This is a genomic window from Curtobacterium sp. VKM Ac-2852, assembly GCF_013205045.1.
Taxonomy (GTDB): Bacteria; Actinomycetota; Actinomycetes; order Actinomycetales; family Microbacteriaceae; genus Curtobacterium; species Curtobacterium flaccumfaciens.
Genome location: NZ_JABMLI010000003.1, coordinates 411,493 through 428,675, shown reverse-complemented (window position 1 = coordinate 428,675; position 17,183 = coordinate 411,493). Strand labels below are relative to the sequence as shown.

Genomic DNA, 17,183 nt, shown 5'->3' with positions numbered 1-17,183 from the left:
TACGGTACGTCCGGCCCCCGACAGGCAGCTGGGCGTCGCTCGTAGACTCGTGGCGCGACCGGCGGCGGTCGTGTGGCGGCGAAGGAGGCGGCATGCGAGCGGTGCTCGGTCTGGACATCGGGACGTCGAGCACGAAGGCGTTGCTGGCCCGGTTCGACGGCACCGTGCTCGCCGAGGTGAGCCGCCGACACGACGTCGACCGTCCCGAGCAGGGCCTGGTCGAGATGGACTCCGCAGTCTGGTGGGAAGAGTTCACCGCCCTCACCCGCTCGCTGCTCGACCGCGTGCCCGACGTCGAGGTGCAGGCGGTCGGCGTGAGCGGCATCGGACCGTGCGCGCTGCTGACCGACGTCGACGGTGCGCCGCTCGGCCCGGCGATCCTGTACGGCATCGACACCCGCACGGCGACGCTGCTCGACGACGTCACGGCGGAGCTCGGCGGCGAGGGCGCGATCCGTGCCCGCTGCGGCTCCGCCCTGAGCACGCAGGCCGCCGGCGTCAAGCTCGCCTGGCTTGCCCGGCACGAACCCGACGTCTGGGCGCGGGCTGCCCGGTTCACGATGCCGTCGTCCCGCGTGGTCGAGCGGCTGACGGGTGAGTACGTCCTCGACCACCACTCGGCCAGCCAGACGACACCCCTCTACGACGTGCACGTGAACCGGTGGATCCCGGAGTGGTGCGACCGACTGGCGCCCGGTCTCGCCATGCCGCGCCTGCTGTGGTCGGGCGACCAGGCGGGCGTCGTGACGCCCGAGGCAGCCGCGGCCACGGGCCTCCCGGCCGGCATCCCCGTGACGGCCGGGACCATCGACGCCTGGGCCGAGGGTGTGAGCGTCGGTGAGTCCGTGCCGGGCCGGATGTTCTTGCAGTACGGAACCACGATGTTCATGATCGTTCCGACGGCCGAACCCACGGCGGTGCCGGGGATGTGGACGACCGTCGGCACGCACCCGGGCCAGCCGAGCGTGTCCGGGGGGATGGCGACCTCCGGAGCGATCACGGACTGGTTGCGACGGCTGGTCGACGGCGAGTGGTCGACCATGCTCGAGGAAGCGCGGTGCTCCGGCATCGGGGCGAACGGGCTGCTGATGCTGCCGTACTTCGCGGGGGAGCGGACGCCGATCGCCGACCCCGACGCCCGCGGAGTGCTCGCGGGACTGACGGTCCGGCACACGCGCGGGGACATCTACCGGGCGACGCTCGAGGCGACGGCGTACGCGGTACGGCACCACCTCGAGGCGCTGCGCGACGCCGGGGTCGAGGTCCGCGAACTCGTCGGGGCCGGCGGCGGGCTGCTCGGACGGCTGTGGCCCACGATCGTGTCGGACGTCACCGGGCTGCGGCAGACGGTGCCGAGCGTGACGATCGGTGCGTGCTTCGGCTCGGCGTACCTGGCTGCCGAGCTGGTCGCGGGGCCGGGCGACACCGTGGACATCGGTGCGTGGAACCCACCGGCGACGGTGATCGAGCCTGACCCTGCAGCGACCGCGGCGTACGAGGCCGGCTACCGGGACTACCGCGAGCTGTACGAGGCGACGAAGGCCGTCGTGCACCGCCTGGCCGCCCGCGGCTGAGCGGCGCGGAACGGCTCGCGGGACACCGGTGTCCGCGTGCCGAACACCCGAACGGGCGTGTTCAGTGCGCGAACACCGGTGTCGTGCGCAACCCGAGCGACCTACGCCTGGGCGTCGACGCCGGCGGGCGCGCTGCCGTCGTACTCGCAGATGGCGTTGACCTTCTCGGCGCTGGCACTGGCACGGTCGAACTCGTAGCCGAGCCACTCCTTCGCCAGCCGGCGGGCGAGCTCGACGCCGACGACGCGCTGCCCCATGCAGAGCACCTGGGCGTCGTTCGACAGGATCGACCGCTCCACGCTGTAGGAGTCGTGCGCGGTCACGGCACGGATGCCCGGCACCTTGTTCGCGCTGATCGCCACACCGAGGCCGGTGCCGCAGATCAGGATCGCGCGGTCGGCCTCGCCGTTCGCCACCAGGCGCGCAGCGTCCACGGCGACGTGCGGGTAGGCGGTGTGGCCGTCCGAGTCGACGCCGACGTCGGTGACGTCCGACACACGGTCGTCGGCGAGCAGGTCGGCCTTGATGATCTCCTTGTAGTCGAACCCGGCGTCGTCGGACCCGATCACGAGACGGTACGTCATGCGTGTGTTCCTTCCTTGTCAGCACGGGCGGCGAGGACCTCGCCGATCCGCGTGAGGATCATCCCCATCGAGGTGGCACCCGCGTCGGGTGTCCCCAGGCTCTTCTCGGCCAGCGGCCTGGCCCGTCCGACCTTCGGCGTGAGGTCGGCGGTGGCCTCGGCCTGCTCGACCGCGACCCGCGCCGCGGTCTCCCACGCTGCCACGAGCGGTGCGCCGGTGTCGACGGCCCCGCGCAGTTCGTCCACGAACGGCAGCAGCGCGTCGAGCAGCGTCTTGTCCCCGCGGGACGCCCCGCCCAGGTGGACGATCGAGTCGGCGAAGTGTTGCGCCGCGTCGACGACGTCGGACGCCCGGTACGAGTCACGGTCGTCGCCGAGGGAACGGCCGAACGCCTCGAGTGCGGCGCCCCACAGGACACCGGAGGTACCGCCCGCGAACGCGGCCCATGCGTCACCGGCGCGTCCGAGGACGAAGGCGACCCCGGCCTCCGGGCCGAGCCCGTCGACCGCCTTGCGCGCCGCACCGATCCCCTTGACCATGCCGCGGCCGTGGTCGCCGTCCCCGGCGACCGCATCGATGCGGCCGAGCGTCTCCTCGTGCTCGCGCAGGAGCGCGTCCATCGCCTCGACGGCGGCTCGTGCCGTCTGCGCGGCCTGCCGGGAGGCATCGGTCGCCTCCGGGACGACCGTCGCCTCGTCCTCGGCGGCGTCCACCGCGTCGGCCGGCACGAGCGCTGCGACCGGCGCCGCCACCTTGCGGAACGCCGGCGTGTAGGCGTCGGCGCGCCAGAACCGCTCGAGTTCGTCGTCGAGCCACTGCAGCGTCAGCGAGCAGCCGCCCATGTCGAGGCTCGTGACGAGTTCGCCGACCTCGGGTTCGACGACCTGGAGCCCGGCGTCCTGCAGCAGGGGCAGCACCCGGCCCCAGAGCAGGAAGAGCTCCTCGTACTTGGTGTCACCGAGCCCGTTGAGGATCGGGGCGACCCGGGAGCCGGCGGCTGCGGGGCGGTCGGTGAGCAGCCGTTCGGCGAGCAGGGACGCCAGATCCGTCGCACGGAGCAGCGGGACGTCCTGGATGCCCGGTTCGCCGTGGATGCCGAGCCCCAGGCCGAGGTGGCCCTCGGGGACGGTGAACAGCGGTTCGGTCGCGCCGGGCATGGTGCAGCCGGAGAACGCGACGCCGATGGTGCGGGTCGCGGCGTTCGACGCGCGGCCGATCCGTTCGACCTCGTCGAGATCGGCTCCCTCGGCAGCGGCGGCACCCATCGCCTTGAAGACGGAGAAGTCGCCGGCGATGCCGCGCCGCTTCGTCTCGTCGTCGGCACTGGCGACGTCGTCGGTGACCACGACGATGCGGGTGTCGATGCCCTCGGCGCGCAGCCGCTCGGCCGCGAGCCCGAAGTTCATGGTGTCGCCGGCGTAGTTGCCGAACGACAGCACGACACCGCGGCCCTGGTCGGCGGCCTTGGCGACCGAGTAGACCTGCGCGGTCGACGGCGAGGTGAAGACGTTGCCGACGACGGCGCCGGTGGCGAAGCCAGGACCGACGACGCCGCAGAACGCGGGGTAGTGGCCGGAGCCGCCCCCGACGACGACGGCGACCTGCGGTGCGGCCCCCTCGGTGGGCAGGGTGACGACGCCGCCGTGGACGCCGCGGACCCGGTCGGCGTAGAGCGCGAGCCAGCCGCTCAGCTGGTCTTCGGCGAACTCGTCCGGGTCGTCGTGGATCGTGGTCATGGTGCGGGTCCTCCGGGGATGGTGGTGGGTGGTGCACCGGGCGACGACGGGACGGCCGTCGTCGCCCGGAACTCAGTGTCCTCGGTCGCCCTGCGGGACCTTGAGGAAGTGGATCATCACGAAGGCGCAGGCGTACAGGCCGACGAACGTCCACGTGGCGGCCTGGCCACCGCCGCCCAGGGCGAAGACCGCGGCGACGACACCGGTGCCGAGGAACGCGGCGCCCCCGGCGGCCGTGGTGTACATCGCCATCGCGGCGCCCTTGTGCTCGGGGGCGAGCGCCGGCATGATCGCGCCCATCGGCACGAACCCGGCGAGCAGGCAGCCGAACAGGCAGCCGGCGACGACGGAGAGCACGTAGCCCCAGTCCGACCCGGCGGGGACGAGCTGCGGCACGTACCACCAGGCGATGAGCCCGAGGGCGGAGCCGACGATGCCGAACCACTTGACGGTGCGCTGCCAGCCGATCTTGTCGCCCACCCAACCGAACAGGGCGTTGACCAGGATGTTCGTCGCGTAGACGCAGACGGTCATGAGCAGCCAGCGGCTCTGGCCCCAGCCGCGCTCGTTCGCGATGACCGCGGGGAGCACGACGAACATGCCGAACTCCGGCGCGGTGTTGATCAGGCGGACGAGGAAGCCCATCAGGATCTTCGGTCGCGTGACCGTCAGGCGGATGCCGCTCGTCAGCACCTGCCAGGCGCTCTCGCCGGCGGGGGCGATGCGCGTGAACCCGTTCGGCAGCCGGACGCCGAACAGCATGATGAGGAACCCGATCACGACCAGGCCGATCGAGGCGACCATCGCACCGGTCTCACCGACCGTGCCGCCGCCGAATACCGGGATGGCACCGATCGCGAACAGCGAGCCGAGGGTCGGCAGGCCACCCGTGAAGGCGACGTAGAACCAGCCGACCGCGGAGCCGTTCCGTTCGACCGGGGTGGTGATGTTCACCCAGACCAGGAACGCGAAGGCGAACAGCGGGTAGCCGAACCCACGCAACGCGTAGGTGACGGCGGCGAACGGGACACTGCCGGCGCCGAGTGCCAGCAGGAACAGGACCTCGAACACGACCCAGACGGCGAAGCCGAGGATCATCACGCGGCGCGGCCCGACCAGATCGGACAGGGCTCCCGAGACGTAGCTGCCGATCAGTGCGGCCAAGCTGTAGAAGGTGACGATCGTCGCCACGGTGGCCTCGGGGCTGCCGAGGACCGCCACCATGTGCGGCGTGATGAAGTTCGACTCGACGCCGTTCCCGGTCATGAAGACCAGGACGGCGACGAACCCGAGGGCGAGCGGACGGGGGATGCCCATCCGGTCCAGGCGGCCCTCGGTGCGGGGCGCGGTCGTGCGGGCGCCGGTGGCGCGGGCTGTCGTCGCTGACATGCTCGTTCTCTCCCTGCTGGCGGAGTCGGTCAGGCCTGTGCGGCCTGTGCGGCCGTGGTGGGGGCGGTCAGGGACGGGATGATCGACACCTTGACGCTGGCACCGGCGGAGTCGCCGACCAGGTCGAGGGCCTCCTGGAACTGCTCGAGCGGGAACTGGTGCGTGCAGATCTCCGACATCGGCAGGGTCTCGGCCTCGAGCAGCTTGATCGCCGCCGGCCAGGTGTGCGGACCGAGGTGGGCGCCGCGGACGTCGAGCTCCTTGTCGTCCGAGATGATCGACCAGTCCACGGACACGTCGTCCTTGAACACCGAGTACTCGACGAAGGTCCCGAGCTTGCGGAGCAGGTTCAGTCCCTGCGGCACCGCCGACGGGTGCCCGGTGGCCTCGATGTAGACGTCGGCACCGTAGCCGTCGGTGAGCTCCTTGACCCGGGCGACCGCGTCCTCCTGGGCGATGTTGATCGTGAGGTCGGCGCCGACCTTGCGGGCCAGCTCGAGCTTCGCCTCGACCACATCGAGCGCGATGATCCGGAGCGGGTTCTTCTGCCGTGCACCGGCGATCGCGGAGAGGCCGATCGGGCCGGCACCGGCGATCACCACGGTGTCGCCGAACTTGATGTCCCCGCGCTCGACGGCGTGGAACGCGCAGGACAACGGCTCCGAGAACGCGGCGACCTGGCCGGGCAGCGCCTTCGACACCGGGTGGGTCAACGCCTTCGCCGGCACGAGCACGTACTCGGCCATCGCGCCGTCGTAGCCCTTGAAGCCGAACATGTCGTGCACGTTGCACATCCAGTACGCGCCCTCGAGGCAGTAGCGGCACTCCCAGCACGGCACGATCTGCTCGCAGGCGATCCGGTCACCGAGGGCGACGCCACGCTTGGTCAGGGCGGTGTCGTCACCGGCGACGATCGTGCCGACGAACTCGTGTCCGGGGATGCGGTCGCGCTCGGCCCAGGCCGCACGGTTCTCGTCGCCCCAGAACTTCGCGGCGCCGTGGTAGCACTTCAGGTCGCTCGCGCAGATGCCGACGGCGTCGGTGCGGAGCAGGAGTTCCCCGGGGCCGGGCGTCGGGACGGGACGCTCCTCGAGCCGGTAGTCACCGGGGCCGTGGACGACGACGGCGCGCATCGTCGTGGGGATCGTGGTGGGGGCGGTCGTGGCCGCGTTCTCGGTCGTCGTCGACATGAGCTGTTCCTCCGTTGGGTGGCTTCGGCGATGACTGTACACCCTGCAGAACGTTTGTCCAGAACACAATTTCTGGTAGGTTCGACTGCGAACGCAAGGGAGCGAACATGACGACGGACTTCGCCGCGGCCCTCCGACCGGGCCCCGACACGATCGACCTGACCAACGACTTCAGCGGCCGCACGGCGGTGGTGACCGGTGGGGCGTCCGGCATCGGCAACGCCATCGCCCGGGCCCTGGCCGCGCGGGGTGCCCGCGTCGCCGTCGTCGACGTCCGTGCGGACGGTGCCACGTCGGCGGCGGCCGACCTGCCCACGTCCGCCGGGCCCGTGACGACCGGGCCGGACGCCGCGGCCGACGGGGCGGACGCGGCCACGGGCCTCCATGCCGGCTTCGCCTGCGACGTGACCGACGCCGACTCCGTGACCCGCACCGTCGCGGACGTCGTCCGGCACTTCGGCGGCGTCGACGTGCTGGTGAACTGCGCTGGCATCGCCGCGCTCGCCCCGGCAGAGGACCTGGCTGCCGAGACCTGGGCAGCGACCATCGACGTCAACCTGACCGGCACGTTCCGCGTGGCGCAGGCCGTCGGCCGGCACATGCTCGACGCCGGGTACGGGCGGATCGTCAACATCGCATCGCAGGCGGCCCACGTCGGTATCGACGGTCACGCCGCCTACTGCGCCTCGAAGGCCGGCGTCATCGGTCTGACGACCGTGCTCGCACTCGAGTGGGGTGGCCGCGGTGTCACCGTGAACACCGTGTCGCCGACCGTCGTCCTCACCGACCTCGGCCGTGCTGCCTGGGCGAACGAGAACGGCATCCGGCACCAGGACGAGATCCCCACCGGCCGCTTCGCGACCCCCGACGAGATCGCCGCGGCCGTGCTGTTCCTGGCGGGGGAGTCGAGCGCCATGGTGAACGGTGCAGACCTCCGCGTGGACGGCGGGTTCACGATCCGCTGAGGCCTGCTCGGACTACGATCGCGGTGTCCGATCGAGTCGAAGGGTCCCGCTCCATGTCGTCCGAGAGCACCGCTGGCCCCGGCCCCGACGCGTCGCGCACCCGGTTCCCGCTGGACACCGTCTACCAGGCGGCGCGGATGTACTACCTCGAGGACGCCACGCAGGTCGAGATCGCCTCGCGCCTCGGCGTCTCGCGCCCGACCGTCTCGCGGCTCGTCGCCGAGGCCCGCAAGGCCGGACTCGTCCGCATCGAGGTCGTCGACCCGTTCCAGGACGAGACCGTGGCGCTCGCCGAACGGCTGCAGGTCGTGCTCGGGCTGCGCGCGGTCCACCTCGCCGCGGTCACCCACGCCGCCACGCTCGGCGCCGACCTGGCCGCCCCGCTGGCCGCCGCGGTCGAGGGCATGGGACTCGTCCCCGGCGACGCCGTCCTGATGTCGTCCGGCCGCACCGTGTACGACGTCGCACGGTCCGGCATGCCGACCATGCCCGGCGTGCAGCTCGTGCCCACCGTGGGCGGGCAGGCCGACCCGATGCCGTGGTTCCAGACGAACGAGATCACCCGGACGGCCGCGGAGCACTCCGGCGCGATCCCGGCGTTCCTGTTCGCCCAGGCGCTGCCGTCCCCGGCGATGCGGTCCACCCTCGACGAGGACCCGGCGTTCCAACACGTCGTCGGGCTGTGGAGCCGGGCGAAGGGCGCGATCCTCGGCATCGGGGCGCCGACGCACACGCGTGACGCCCTGGCCCGGGGCATCCCGGTCGAGGACGCCGCGTTCGACCGGGCCGCCGGCGACGTCTGCCTGAACTTCTACGCCGCGGACGGCTCGCCGATCGAGTTCCCCGGCAGCGACCGGATGGTGCGGACCTCGCGCGAGATCCTGTCGACCGTGCCGCACGCGGTCGGGGTCGCCGTGGGCAGTGCCAAGGTCACGAGCATCGTGGCCGCGGTGCGGGGTGGGCTGGTCAACGAGCTGGTGACCGACGCCGCGACGGCGCGCGCCGTGCTCGACGCACTCGCCTGAGCGCCCGTTCCTTCCCATCACACGTGCGATGGAGGGTGCTTTCGGGCATACCTGGTCGTTTCTTCTTGGCAGGTAGGCCCGGTTTCGGCAGGTACGCCCGGTTTCGGGAGGTACGCCCCGTTCCGGCAGGTACGCCCGGTTCCGGCAGGTACGCCCGGTTTCGGGAGGTACGCCCGGTTTCGGGGGCGACCGCGTGCGGCCTGGAGGCGCGGGGCGGGGCCGCACCGCGCCTCCAGGCCGGCGGTCCCCACGTCTAGAGCGTGCGCCGCACGTCCCACAGGTGGTGCACCGGGTCGTGCGCGTAGTAGGTGGCGAGCGTCGCGACGGTGAAGGCGCTGCCGTCGGACCGGAGCCCGGTGCGCTCGAGCACCTCGTCGGGCACCGCCGCGAAGGCCCGGGCCGCGCGGTCGGCCGACTCCCGCAGCTCCTCGGCGACGACCGCGGGGTCCTGCTCGCCGTAGCGGTCCTCGACGGCGGTGGCGTCCTGGTCCCAGTTCGGGAACGTCGGGGCGTCCTCGGTGAGCATCAGCTCGAGGCGCTCCGCCATCTTCCGGTGGACGTCCCGCACGTGGGCGCCGTACTCGAGCGGTGACCAGGTCTGGTCGTCGGGGCGGTCGCGCACGTCGTCGCGTCCGAGGACCGCGGGCCACCCGGCCGTGTTCTCGTCGATGATGCCCGGCACGTCGCGGACGGTCACCGCGCTGCCGTCGTAGCCGCACTCGGGACACGCGGACTCGATGACCCACGTCCAGTTCTTCGTCTCCGGTTCGATCGCCATGGGCCGATGTTATTGCCTCGTTACTCAGCTTCGGGGTTCGCCGGACTGGTGCGGATCGGCGGCCACCCCCGTTCGGGTGACACGCCGTTCCCTGGGAATCACCGGCCAATGACATTTCGGTTGCTCGGTAACGTCGCTCGCTGTTCTGGGCCGGTTCCCGACGGCCCACCGATCTTCTCGAGGAGCGATGCATGGGTTCCGACCCCAGCAGTACCCACCCCCGACCGCACCGACGGCTGCGCGAGAGCGACGTCACCGTGGTCGACAAGAGCATGATGCGGCGAGCCGTCAGCGGCATGGTCGTCGGCAACACCATGGAGTGGTACGACGTCGGTGTGTACGGCTACCTGGCCGTCACGATGGGGAAGGTCTTCCTGCCGACGGCCGAACCCGCGGTGCAGATCCTGTTCAGCCTCGGGGTGTTCGCGGCGACGTACATCGCGCGGCCGCTCGGTGGCATCGTGTTCGGACGCCTCGGTGACCGGATCGGTCGGCAGAAGGTGCTCGCGACGACGCTGATCATGATGGCGGCGTCGACGTTCCTGATCGGGGCGCTCCCCGCGTACGCGACGATCGGCGTGTTCGGCCCGATCCTGCTCGTCGTGCTGAAGCTCGCGCAGGGCTTCTCGACCGGTGGTGAGTACGCCGGGGCGACGACCTTCGTCACCGAGTACGCCCCGGACCGCCGTCGCGGGTTCTTCGCGAGCATCCTGGACTTCGGCAGCTACCTCGGCTTCGCGCTCGGTGCCACGGTGGTGTCGGTGCTGCAGCTCACCCTCGGTGACGAGGCGATGACCGCCTACGGCTGGCGGTTCCCGTTCCTGGCGGCCGGTGTGATCGGCGTCGTGGCCATCTACTTCCGCCTGCGGATCGAGGAGTCGCCGGTGTTCCAGGCGACCCAGGCCGCGCAGGAGGCCGCGACCGAGTCCCGCGCGTCCTTCGAGGGTGAGCGTCCGGCCAACGTCGTCGCGATGGTCCGTCAGCACTGGCGTCCGATCGTCATCGCGATCATGCTCGTCGCCGCGTCGAACACCGTGGGCTACGCCCTGACCTCGTACATGCCGACGTACCTGACCGACTCGCTCGGGTACTCCGCCATCGACGGCACGCTGCTGACGATCCCGGTGCTCCTGCTGCTCGCGGTGATGCTGCCGCTGACCGGCAAGCTCTCCGACCGCCTCGGCCGCCGCGTCGTGATGTGGATCGGTGCCGCCACCACCGTCGTGCTCGTCGTGCCGGCGTTCATGCTCATCGGGCACGGAGCGCAGTGGTCGACGCTCGCCGGCCTCGGGCTGCTCGCGCTGATGACCGCGCTGTGGGTGTCGAACCAGGCGGCGTCGCTGCCGGCGCTGTTCCCGACCTCGACGCGGTACGGCGGCATGGGGTTCGCATACAACATCGCGATCGCGGTCTTCGGCGGGACCACGCCCCTGATCGTGCAGGCGCTGCTCACCGCGACGGGTGACGAGCTCGCGCCGGCGTACTTCCTGATGGCGATGAGCGTCGTCGGAGCGATCGGTGTCTTCTGCATGAATGAGTCCTCGCAGCGCCCACTGCCCGGGTCGATGCCGGCGGTGGAGACCGAGGACGAGGCGAAGGAGCTCGTGCTCACGCAGGACACGAACCCGCACCTGGACCTCGGTGACCTGCCGTTCGCCGCGCAGGACGCGGCGGCTGCTGCTGCGCGCGAGGCTGAGGGGGTGCCAGCGCGCTGACGCGAGTGGGGGATCGGTCGGCGGGGGTGCGTCCGGCCGACGTGGAACGACGGGGTCGTTGTCGTACGACAGCGACTCCGTCGTTCGTTGCGTGCGCGGGCTGTTGCACCGTTCGGGGAGCGACGATGTCGCAGTCGTACGACATCGACAGTGTCGTTCGGCGTCGGCGTCGGCGTCGGCGTCGGCGCGCGCCGCGCCCTCACTCGTGCCGGTGCTCCGACGCCGGGTCCACCGCGGGCCACACCGGGAACGGGTCCGGCCAGCCGCGCCACACGTCCGGGCCGGCGAGCAGCTCCGACGGCGTGAGCAGCGCCCCGTCGAGCGCCCGCTCGATCGCCCGGACCTCGAGCTGCTCGCCGACGAACCACAGCGCCTGCCCGATCGGGGCGTCGACGTCCCAGGACGGGTTCGCGGTGGGGTCGAGCGCGAGCATCGACCCGAAGCTCGACCACGAGCCGACGTGGTCTGGCCGGGACGCCAGGCGGAAGAACCCCCGCGACCGCAGCACGCGGCCGTTCACCCCGGCGGACAGGTCGTCGGCGATGACGGACGACAGCCGTCCGGGGTGGAAGGGCAGCGGCTCCCGGTAGCGCATCGAGACCAGGGCGTCGCGGGCCTCGCGCCCGGTGTCCGCACCGCTCGACAGTGCCCGCATCCAGCCGGCACCGGTGGCGAGCACCCGCGCGGCTCCACCGTTCGAGGCCGGCAGGTCGGCGGCGCTGCGGATCGCGGGCAGGGCGACGATCACGGCCTGGGGTGCCATCCGGTGCAGCAGCGAGACGAGCGCCCGACGCCGACGGCCCGACAGCGGTTCGATGCGGTCGAGGGCGATCACCGTCGCGTACTCGACGAGTGCGGCCATCCGGTCCGCGGCCACGAAGGCGTCGTCGACGTCCGACCACAGCAGGTGCGCGACGTCGTCGGCCCGCAGCACCCCGACGACGTGCCGCAGCACCCGGTCGTCGCCGGTCTCCGACCGTGCCGCGTTGGCGAGCAGCATGCCGACCGCTCGGGCATCGGCCCCCGGGTGCAGGGTGACGACGAGCCCGTGGCCCGCGTCGGGTCCGCAGACCCGGTCGAGCTGGTCGGCCCGGTCGGCCACGGCGCGGGCGGTGGCGAAGGCACTCCCGGCGACGTGCATCCGGTGTCCGTCCGAGATCCGGGCGGCGACGCGGTCGGCGTCGACCTGGTGCAGGGCGGTGACGAGGGTGATGGCAGCAGCACGCATGTCCGCTACTGTAACTGAAAACCGTTATCAACAAGGAGGCTCGTCGTGAAGGTCCGCAACTCCCTCAAGGCCCTGAAGAAGATCCCCGGCTCGCAGGTCGTCCGACGCCGGGGCCGCGTCTACGTCATCAACAAGAAGAACCCCCGCTGGAACACCCGGCAGGGCTGACGTCAGCGGCGGTCCGTAGGGTGGCGGCATGCGACTGCTGCTCATCCGCCACGGCCAGACCCCCGCGAACGTGCACGGCATCCTCGATGCCGTGGTGCCCGGACCGGGCCTGACGGAGCTCGGGCAGCAGCAGGCCGACGCGCTGCCGGCAGCGCTCGCCGACCGGGGGATCGAGCGACTGTTCGTGTCGTCGATGGTCCGCACGCAGATCACCGCGGCGCCCCTCGCGACCTCGCTCGGCCTCGAGCCCGTGGTGCTGCCGGGCCTGCGCGAGATCGAGGCGGGCGACACCCAGGGCAAGAGCGACAAGGTGTCCGTGCAGACCTACATCTCCACCGTGCACGGCTGGTCCGGCGGCGACCGGACGACCCGGATGCCCGGTGCCGAGAGCGGCACCGAGTTCTTCGAGCGCTACGACGACGCCGTCCGGCAGATCGAGGCCACCGGGGTCGCCGTCGCCGCCGCCGTCAGCCACGGTGCCGCGATCCGCACGTGGGCGAGCGCGGCTGCGCAGAACACCCCGGACCACTTCGGCACGAAGCGCCACCTGGAGAACACCGGCATCGTCGAGCTCGAGGGCACGTTCGCCGACGGCTGGCGCCTGGTCGACTGGGAAGGCGAGCCGGTCGGCGGCGACCAGCTCATCGACCGCACGGCGCTCGACCCCACCGGCGAGCGTTTCTGACGCGACCAGCGGTCGCCGACGCGACCAACGGCTCGCAGACGCGACCACGAACGGACGGGAGGCCCGGTACCAGCTGGTACCGGGCCTCCCGTCCGTCTTGTCCTTGCGTCGACTACGCGAGCTGCGACGCCGATGCGGACGTCAGCGGCACGATCACGCCGTGCGACTCACGCAGCACGTCGAGCGTGCGCTGGACCTCGTCCGCGCGCTCCTCGGTCGTCCAGCCGAGCGCCTCGGCGAGCACGTCGGCCAGCTCGTCGAGCAGGTCGATCGTGACCCCGCCGACGAACGCCAGGTTCGTGCGGCGCAGGACGACGTCGACCAGGTGGACGGCCTGCTCGTGGCGGGCGAAGTACGCGACCTCGGCGCGGGTGAGCGACGGGTCGGACTCGAGCGGCTCGACCGGGCCGTCGGTCAGGACGTCCACGACCTCGGCGGCACGGGTGCCGTAGCGCTCGAGCAGGCCCTCGACCAGCGACTCGTCCAGGCCGTCGCGGTGCGACTTGATCCACAGGGCGCGCTGCGCGTCGGTGGTCGGGAACTCCTTGCCACCGCCGATCGGCATGCCGGTGGTGTCGACCTTGCGGCTCATGCCGAGCTTGGTGGTCGCCTCGGTGGACAGGTGTGCAGCGAGGGCACGGAAGGTCGTCCACTTGCCACCGACGAGCGACAGCACGGTCGACTTCGGCAGCCCGGCGATCTGGGTGTCCACGATCCGGTAGTCACGGGACACGAAGCCGGGGGCGGTGTCCTCGTGGCGGGGGAGCGGGCGGATGCCGGAGTAGCTGTAGACGATGTGGTCGCGGGTGACGTCGATCTGCGGGAACACGTGCTTGACGAGCCCGAAGAAGTAGTCGATCTCCTCGTCGGTCGTCGTGACCGGCTTCGCGGGGTCGGCGTCGATGTCGGTGGTGCCGATGAGCACCCGGCCCTTGAGCGGGTAGATGAGGACGATGCGGCCGTCGTCGTTCTCGAAGAAGAGCTCGCGGCCCTTGGTGGCCTCGAGCAGCTCGTCGTTGTGCACGACGATGTGCGAGCCCTTCGTGCCGCCCATGAACTTCGTCTCGCCGCCGAACGCCTCGTTCGTCAGATCGGTCCAGGGGCCGGAGGCGTTGATCACGACGTCGGCGGTGAAGACGAACTCGTCGCCGGTCTCGCGGTCGCGCAGCAGGACGCCGCCGTCGCGGGTGCCGGCTGCCTCGACGTAGTTCGTGGCGCGGGCGGTCGCGGCTGAGCCGCTCCCGGCTCCCGCGGCCAGGCCGTCCTTCAGGACGTCGAGGGCCAGGCGCTCGGGCTCGTGCACACTCGCGTCGTAGTAGGTACCCGTGTACTTCAGGTCCTTGTTGAGGGCGGGCATGTCCTCGAGCGCGGCCTTCTTGGTGCGGAAGACGTGCTTCGGGACGGAGCCGCCGTCACGCGAGAAGGAGTCGTAGATCGTCATGCCGATCTTGATGAGCATCGCGCCGCGCTCCTTGGTGGAGCGCTGCTTGTGCGTCAGCATGCGCAGCGGGGCGTTCATGATGCCGGAGAACGTCGAGAAGATCGGCATGGTCGTCTGCAGCGGCTTGACGTAGTGCGGGGCGATGCGGATCAGGCCGTTGCGCTCCTGCACGCTCTCGCGCACCAGGCGGAACTCGCCGTTCTCCAGGTAGCGGATGCCACCGTGGATCATGTGGCTCGAGGCCGCGGAGGCGCCGGAGGCGTAGTCGCCACGCTCGACCAGGGCGACGTCGACGCCCTGGAGCGCCAGGTCGCGGAACGTCGCGATGCCGTTGATGCCGCCGCCGACGACGAGGACCTGCGCGTTCGGGCGCTCGGTGAGGGCGGTCACCGTGTTCCGGGGCTGTGTCTTCTTCGACATGGTTCGTCGCTTCCTTCGTCTGTTCGTGGGGTCAGGATCGATCGTGCGCTCGTTCGACAGGGCGGGCAACTCGCGTGCACGAACGTGCAGCACACGTGTCGTCCAGGCCCGACACGGCGGTCAGGAGGCGCGGCAGGGGTTGCAGAGGCCCTGCACGTCCGTGCATGGTTGCGTTCGACAGATCGGAGCACCATGAGCGATGCGGCTCAGCCCATGCGCACGCAGCAGGCGCTGCGCGCCGCCCACCTGTACTACCTGCAGGACCTGACGATGGACGCGATCGCCGACGAACTCGGCACCTCGCGCTCGTCGGTGTCGCGGCTGCTGAAGTACGCCAGGGACACCGGGCTCGTCGACATCCAGATCCGTTCGCCCCTGGACCAGGCCGCTGCGCTGAGTCGGAGCATCCGCTCGCGCTTCGGGGTGCACGCGCACGTCGTCCCGGTGCCGGACCACACGAGCGACGTCGACCGGCTCGAGCGGGTCGCGCTGTCCGCCGCCCGGATCCTGACGCAGTACGTCGAGTCGAACATGGTGATCGGGATCTCGTGGGGCTCGACCGTGAGTGCGGTCAGCCGCTACCTGGTGCCGAAGACCACCCACGGCTCGACGATCGTGCAGATCAACGGCGCCGCGAACACCCGCACCACCGGCATCGTCTACGCGTCCGAGATCCTGCGCCGGTTCGGCGAGGCCTACGGGGCCTTCGTGCAGCAGTTCCCGGTGCCGGCGTTCTTCGACGACCCCGCGACGAAGGAAGCCCTGTTCCGGGAGCGCTCGATCCGCCGTGTGCTCGACCTGCACGAGCGGATGGACCTCGTCGTGTTCGGTGTCGGTGCCCCGCAGGCCCCGGTGCCCTCGCACGTGTACTCCGGCGGGTACCTCGACCCCGAGGACCGTGACGAGCTCACGCAGGCCGGGGTCGTCGGGGACGTCTCGACGGTGTTCTACCGGGCCGACGGCTCGTGGAAGGACATCGGGGTGAACGCCCGCGCCGGCGCTCCGGACCTCGACACGATCAAGCGTGCGCCGCGGCGGGTCTGCGTCGTCGCCGGGCGGTCGAAGGCGGCTTCGCTGCGGGGCGCGCTGGCCGCCGGGCTCATCACGGACCTGATCCTGGACGAGAGCGTGGGGCAGGCGATCCTGCAGCCCTGAGTCAGCACCTGACGCAGTTTGTCGGTGGTCCGTCGTAGGTTCTCGACCATGGTGCTTTCTCTCGAACAGCCCGGTCAGCGGTACTTCCGGCGGATGGTCGGCAGCGACGTCGACCAGGCGCTCGCGTTCTTCACGGGCGACTACGACTTCCGTGCACCACTGGTCCGTCGCACCCACGAGAACGCCCACTGGGACTTCGCCGGCGTCGGTGACGAGCGGATGTCCCTGCGATCGTCACGCTTCATGGTGGACCTGCGGAGCGAGAGCCAGGTCGACGACGAGTTCCTCGTCGCTTGGATGCGGAGCGGCTCGAGCCGGATCACCTCGGGCGGCGAGACGTACGAGCTCGAGGCCGGGGTGCCCGTCGTGCTGCCCTTCGCCGAGCCGTACGCGCTGCACCACCGCGACATCGCCCTGAACCTGGTGCACCTGGACCGCGACTTCGTCCGTGCCGTGGCCGGCGACGACGACTTCGCCTTCGAGCCGATGCGCCGTCCGACGCCCGACGGCATCGCGCTGTGGCGGTCGGTGGTGCGGAAGTACTCGGCCACGTGGCTCGACGTCGACCGGTCGATGAGTCCGGTGGTGCAGCACGACATCGCCGAGGCCTTCGCGACCGCGGCGATCCGGGCGTTCCCGCAGCGCAACAAGTGGCGTGCGTCGGTGTCCGGCAGCGGCCCGGAGCACGACCGCCTGCGCCGGGCGCTCGAGTTCGTGCACGAGCACGCGCGCGAAGCGATCGGCACCCCGGACATCGCGGCGGCGGCGGGGCTCAGCCCGCGCGGGCTGCAGCAGTCCCTCCGCCGGCACCTCGACCAGACGCCGGGGGAACTCCTGCGCGGCGTGCGACTCGACGGCGCCCGGACCGACCTGGTCGGCAGCGGCCTGGACGAGACGACGGTGGCCGAGATCGCGCGCACGTGGGGCTTCGGGCACCTCGGTCGCTTCTCGGCGACCTACCGCAGCCGTTTCGGGGAGCTGCCGAGCGAGTCGCTGCGCGGGCACTGACCGACTGCTGCTGCGAACCGTTCCGCCGAATCTCGTGACACGGATCGCCCTGCCGCTGTCCGGATGTTCGGCTCGGCGCTGCTGTGGGCGAATCCGGTGCTCAATGGACGGGACGAACGCAC

General features: G+C 71.3%; 15 protein-coding genes. 8 read left to right on the top strand and 7 right to left on the bottom strand.

The annotated features are described in order from the left end of the window. The first annotated feature begins 92 nt into the window (after positions 1–92). Entirely contained in the window at positions 93–1,574 is a 1,482-nt protein-coding gene (locus HQQ79_RS13220) for an FGGY-family carbohydrate kinase (protein ID WP_027466220.1), read from the top strand. 101 nt (positions 1,575–1,675) lie between these two features. Here HQQ79_RS13220 and HQQ79_RS13215 read toward each other — a convergent pair whose 3' ends face one another. The 4 genes from HQQ79_RS13215 to HQQ79_RS13200 all read right to left on the bottom strand — a co-directional run bounded on the left by HQQ79_RS13215 (position 1,676) and on the right by HQQ79_RS13200 (position 6,473). Continuing rightward, positions 1,676–2,158 carry a ribose-5-phosphate isomerase gene (locus tag HQQ79_RS13215; RefSeq protein ID WP_173034834.1) on the bottom strand — a complete coding sequence of 161 codons (483 nt, stop codon included), beginning with the start codon at positions 2,156–2,158 and terminating at the stop codon, positions 1,676–1,678. After that, positions 2,155–3,894: a dihydroxyacetone kinase family protein gene (locus HQQ79_RS13210; protein WP_173034832.1), complete on the bottom strand. Its 1,740-nt coding sequence runs from the start codon at positions 3,892–3,894 to the stop codon at positions 2,155–2,157. Before HQQ79_RS13210 ends, HQQ79_RS13215 begins: the two co-directional genes overlap by 4 nt. Before the next feature lie 72 nt (positions 3,895–3,966). Further along, positions 3,967–5,283, bottom strand: a complete 1,317-nt coding sequence (locus HQQ79_RS13205; protein WP_216852509.1) for an MFS transporter — start codon at positions 5,281–5,283, stop codon at positions 3,967–3,969. Between the two features lie 29 nt (positions 5,284–5,312). Beyond that, positions 5,313–6,473, bottom strand: a complete 1,161-nt coding sequence (locus HQQ79_RS13200) for a zinc-binding dehydrogenase (RefSeq protein WP_173034830.1) — start codon at positions 6,471–6,473, stop codon at positions 5,313–5,315. 107 nt (positions 6,474–6,580) lie between these two features. On the opposite strand from HQQ79_RS13200, the gene HQQ79_RS13195 reads away from it, so the two are divergent. Both HQQ79_RS13195 and HQQ79_RS13190 read left to right on the top strand, forming a co-directional pair. Further along, positions 6,581–7,438 carry a GolD/DthD family dehydrogenase gene (locus HQQ79_RS13195; protein WP_071247697.1) on the top strand — a complete coding sequence of 286 codons (858 nt, stop codon included), beginning with the start codon at positions 6,581–6,583 and terminating at the stop codon, positions 7,436–7,438. Between the two features lie 53 nt (positions 7,439–7,491). Then, on the top strand, positions 7,492–8,463 hold the full coding sequence (locus HQQ79_RS13190) for a sugar-binding transcriptional regulator (protein WP_027466226.1): 972 nt from the start codon (positions 7,492–7,494) through the stop codon (positions 8,461–8,463). A gap of 253 nt (positions 8,464–8,716) precedes the next feature. Here the strand turns inward: HQQ79_RS13190 and HQQ79_RS13185 are convergent, their stop codons facing one another. After that, entirely contained in the window at positions 8,717–9,241 is a 525-nt protein-coding gene (locus HQQ79_RS13185) for a DinB family protein (RefSeq protein WP_173034827.1), read from the bottom strand. A 191-nt stretch (positions 9,242–9,432) separates the two neighbouring features. Here HQQ79_RS13185 and HQQ79_RS13180 point away from each other — a divergent pair, with 191 nt between their 5' ends. Continuing rightward, a complete protein-coding gene (locus HQQ79_RS13180; protein ID WP_173034825.1) occupies positions 9,433–10,956 on the top strand; it encodes an MFS transporter in 1,524 nt (507 codons plus the stop codon). Positions 10,957–11,155: 199 nt separating this feature from the next. Here the strand turns inward: HQQ79_RS13180 and HQQ79_RS13175 are convergent, their stop codons facing one another. Continuing rightward, positions 11,156–12,184, bottom strand: a complete 1,029-nt coding sequence (locus HQQ79_RS13175) for a GTP-binding protein (RefSeq protein ID WP_173034823.1) — start codon at positions 12,182–12,184, stop codon at positions 11,156–11,158. 45 nt (positions 12,185–12,229) lie between these two features. On the opposite strand from HQQ79_RS13175, the gene ykgO reads away from it, so the two are divergent. Then, complete coding sequence (ykgO, locus tag HQQ79_RS13170) at positions 12,230–12,352, top strand: type B 50S ribosomal protein L36 (RefSeq protein ID WP_017888460.1); 123 nt, start codon at positions 12,230–12,232, stop codon at positions 12,350–12,352. Between the two features lie 28 nt (positions 12,353–12,380). Next, positions 12,381–13,037, top strand: a complete 657-nt coding sequence (locus tag HQQ79_RS13165) for a histidine phosphatase family protein (RefSeq protein WP_173034821.1) — start codon at positions 12,381–12,383, stop codon at positions 13,035–13,037. Positions 13,038–13,149: 112 nt separating this feature from the next. Here the strand turns inward: HQQ79_RS13165 and HQQ79_RS13160 are convergent, their stop codons facing one another. Then, positions 13,150–14,898 (bottom strand): glycerol-3-phosphate dehydrogenase/oxidase, encoded by a 1,749-nt coding sequence (locus tag HQQ79_RS13160; protein WP_027466230.1) that lies wholly within the window; start codon positions 14,896–14,898, stop codon positions 13,150–13,152. Positions 14,899–15,111: 213 nt separating this feature from the next. On the opposite strand from HQQ79_RS13160, the gene HQQ79_RS13155 reads away from it, so the two are divergent. Then, entirely contained in the window at positions 15,112–16,053 is a 942-nt protein-coding gene (locus tag HQQ79_RS13155; protein ID WP_110862278.1) for a sugar-binding transcriptional regulator, read from the top strand. A gap of 48 nt (positions 16,054–16,101) precedes the next feature. Beyond that, the gene (locus tag HQQ79_RS13150) at positions 16,102–17,061 is read left to right on the top strand and encodes an AraC family transcriptional regulator (RefSeq protein ID WP_173034819.1); all 960 of its coding nucleotides are present in this window, start codon (positions 16,102–16,104) and stop codon (positions 17,059–17,061) included. Positions 17,062–17,183 lie beyond the last annotated feature (122 nt).